Origin of the sequence: Fulvivirga aurantia (assembly GCF_009711475.1) — a bacterium.
Classification (GTDB): domain Bacteria; phylum Bacteroidota; class Bacteroidia; order Cytophagales; family Cyclobacteriaceae; genus Fulvivirga; species Fulvivirga aurantia.
This window is the reverse complement of the sequence record NZ_SMMD01000510.1, coordinates 1-3449: the sequence shown is the minus strand read 5'-3', so window position 1 is coordinate 3449 and position 3449 is coordinate 1. Positions and strand designations below refer to the sequence as shown.

The 3449-nt window shown below is 37.0% G+C and carries 4 protein-coding genes; all 4 read left to right on the top strand.

The features are described from left to right. Nucleotides 1–632: stage II sporulation protein M (locus tag E1176_RS03805; RefSeq protein ID WP_185152607.1), on the top strand; the 632-nt coding region annotated here is incomplete at its 5' end. Further along, a complete protein-coding gene (locus E1176_RS03800) occupies nucleotides 604–1575 on the top strand; it encodes a hypothetical protein (protein WP_155209243.1) in 972 nt (323 codons plus the stop codon). The genes E1176_RS03805 and E1176_RS03800, both read left to right, overlap by 29 nt. Beyond that, on the top strand, nucleotides 1559–2263 hold the full coding sequence (locus E1176_RS03795; RefSeq protein WP_155209242.1) for a DUF4129 domain-containing protein: 705 nt from the start codon (nucleotides 1559–1561) through the stop codon (nucleotides 2261–2263). The genes E1176_RS03800 and E1176_RS03795 overlap by 17 nt, the downstream gene beginning before the upstream one ends. After that, nucleotides 2260–3435: a DUF4350 domain-containing protein gene (locus E1176_RS03790; protein WP_155209241.1), complete on the top strand. Its 1176-nt coding sequence runs from the start codon at nucleotides 2260–2262 to the stop codon at nucleotides 3433–3435. The genes E1176_RS03795 and E1176_RS03790 overlap by 4 nt, the downstream gene beginning before the upstream one ends. Nucleotides 3436–3449: the final 14 nt, after the last annotated feature.

Sequence of the window (3449 nt, the reverse complement as noted above, 5' to 3'; positions counted from 1 at the left end):
TTGTTTCGGTTCTTAATGACGATACATTCATAAGAATAATACTAGGAGATGCTTACGTAAATATGACACTTGAGAATATTGAAAAAGGTAATCCATTAGCTGTTTATGGCAAAATGGGTGAAGCTGACATGTTTTTTCAGATCACTTTAAATAATGTATTTGTTGCTTTTAGAGCATTTGCAGCTGGTCTTTTAGTATCTATTGGCACGGGCTATATTCTTTTTAGCAATGGACTTATGGTAGGGGCTTTCTTTACATTTTTAGCCAAAGAAGACAGCCTGTTAGACTCTCTGGGTGTAGTTATGCTTCATGGCACACTAGAGTTGTCTGCCATTGTAATTGCCGGAGCTGCAGGCTTTGTCATGGGCAACAGCATATTATTCCCCAAGACATATAGTCGATTAGAATCATTAAAAAAAGGTGCCAAAAAAGGTCTGAAGATCGTCATCGGACTTGTGCCCGTATTTATTATGGCAGGCTTTATTGAGTCATTCATTACCAGGTATACATTTATGCATTGGTCCATAAAAGTGTTGTTTATTGCACTTTCAGCCAGTTTTATCATTTATTATTACATCATCTACCCTATTAAATTAAACCGCAATGACAGCACAGTACATAGAGCTTCATAAAACACGAGACTTCGGTAAGAAGCTTAATGCCACCATTGAGTTTATCAAGCAAAACTTTAAACCTCTTTTCAAAAGCATGCTATATATAGCAGGGCCTTTCGTTACGCTTGGTAGTTTATTTTTCGTCCAGATTTATAGTGGCTTTATCAAAATGAGCATGAACCCACAAGCTATAAATGATCCTTTTGGAGATAATGTGGCTAGTATGATAATATTTTGTATTGCCGGGTTCGTATTCCTTATGATTGGTGGTACTGCGATTGTTGCTACCGTAAATGACTACATCATATTATATGAAGAAAAAAAAGGGCCTAACATAACCGTTTCTGAAGTCTGGGCTCGTGTGAAAAGCTCTTTCTGGAATGTATTAGGGACTATGGTTTTATACTTTTTGGTTTTTATGGCCATTTATATAGCACTTATAATACCCATTGTCCTTTTTGGCTCATTTTCAAGTGCCCTAGCCGCGATTTTTGTGATCGCTGCAGTCATAGCGATGATGTATATTTTAGTTGCCCTTACTTTAATTTTTATCGTTAGGGCCTACGAGAAGGTAGGGTTTGGAAAAGCGCTGAGTAGATGTTTTCAACTTATTAAAAGTAAGTGGTGGAGTACGTTTGGGCTTTTAGTTGTTACATCAATAATCCATAATGTAATTTCTGGCATTTTCTTTATCCCGTGGTACGGACAAATGATTTATGAAATGATGCATAACATCAATGGAGACCCGTTTCAGGAGCCTTCTCTGGTGATGCAGATTTTTAACAATGTGACCCTTCTACTCTACTTCATTAGTAGTTACATTCTATATTGTATACCGCTTATTGCGATTGCCTTTCAGTATTTCAACCTGGTAGAAATGAAAGAAGCCCGTGGTCTTATGTCTAAAATAGACTCTTTTGGAAGCGAGCAGATAAAACCCGAAGATGAAGAGCATTATTAGCCTGTTACTTTTTGTATTATTTGCTTCATTGGCTACAGCCAACGATTCTACTTCATTGAAAAATGATAACTCTCAGCTTGAGTTAAGAAAATTTGATGAGGAGAAAATAAAGCAGCATAAAGCTGATGAGGATTTTGATTATGGTTCAAAAGCTGAAGCCGAATTAACGCTTTGGCAACGATTCAAAATCTGGCTTAACAGAATGCTGATGAAGCTTTTTCAGTTTGGCACAGACACGCCTATCGGTAAAATAATACTCTATGTTATACTCGGGGCAGGAATTATTTATGCTATTTACAAGATAGCCACAATGCAATCTGTCAGGTTGTTTAACAAAACGAATGGCAATTCGCTAGACTATGAAGTATATCATGAAGACATCCATCAAATGGATTTTCAAAAGCTTATAGATGAAGCAATTCAAAATAAAAATTACCGACTGGCTATTCGGCTGACATACCTACTGGCACTTAAACATCTTTCTGATAAAAACTTGATTGATTGGCAACCAGGCAAAACCAATTACGATTACACTCACGAGTTAAACCGCCCAAATCTCAAACCTGGATTTAATGACTTAAGCTATTATTTTGATTATACATGGTATGGTGATTTTGAAGTGAATGAGCCTTTGTTTAACAAAGTAAATGGCCTGTTTACCCAATGGAAAAAGCAGCTTGAATCGTGAAAAAGGATGTAAAATATATAGCCATTTTAGTGGCTTGTGTGGTGTTCTATACTGTAATGGAAATCATCACTCCAAAGCCTATCAATTGGACGGTCACATTGGCTAGTCTCGATAAAAATCCTTTTGGTACATACCTGCTCGACCAAAGAATGGGTGACCTGTTTGAGAAAACCACAAAGTCTAATCTCACATTTTACGAACTCAAAGACTCAGTTTATCAAAACTATTTTATTCTCAGTCAACAATTTGGGCCATCTCAAGAAGATACCGATGCCTTATTAACCCATGTGGCCAATGGTAGTAATGTTTTAATTGCCTCTAATTATTATACTGGCCGCTTTGCCGATACACTTGACCTCAATACGGCTGATTATCTATTTCAAGGCAATATTTTCACCAACCTTGATCGGGGTGATACCGCTGCCCTTTCATTTACCAACCCTAAAATCGATGCCCAGGAGTTTTATTACCAGAGAGACAATGCTCAGAATTATTTCAGTGAGTTCGATTCTCTACAGAGCACCATACTGAGCCTAAACGATATTGAAAGAGCTACATTCATCAAAAGGCCATGGGGCGATGGCAACATTTACTTGTGCTCTACACCCCTCGCATTTACCAACAACTATCTCGTTTATGAAGATAATCATGAGTACATCAGCCATATGCTGTCATACCTACCTGCTGGCAATATCCACTGGACAGAATTTTATCAATTAGGAAGAATGGAGGCGAGAACTCCCTTGCGCTTTATTTTATCGCAGGAAAGCTTGAAATGGGCTTATTACATTTCTCTATTAACTCTCATTTTCTTTCTCTTTTTTGAGGCTAAAAGAAAACAACGGATTATCCCCATTATTAAGCCTTTGCAAAACGACACTTTAGATTTTATTGGTACGATCAGCAATTTATATTATCAAAACAAAGCACATAAATCGATTGCCACAAAAAAGATTAATTTCTTTTTAGACCAGTTGAGGCAGCACTATTTTATCACCATGCGAGAGGAGAATTCCGACTTTATAACTCACATAGCGCACAAAACAGGGAATGCAGAAGAAGACGTGAAGTCACTTTTCGATTTGATAAACACGATTAGAAAAAAAACAGAAATTGAAGCCTCAGAATTGACTGCACTCAACAAAAAACTAGAAGCATTTAAATTGAATTAGAAAACATGGAAAAC

Coding starts and splice junctions, on each gene's coding strand:
- E1176_RS03800 (WP_155209243.1), top strand. CDS start 604: ATGACAGCACAGTACATAGAGCTTCATAAAACACGAGACTTCGGTAAG.
- E1176_RS03795 (WP_155209242.1), top strand. CDS start 1,559: ATGAAGAGCATTATTAGCCTGTTACTTTTTGTATTATTTGCTTCATTG.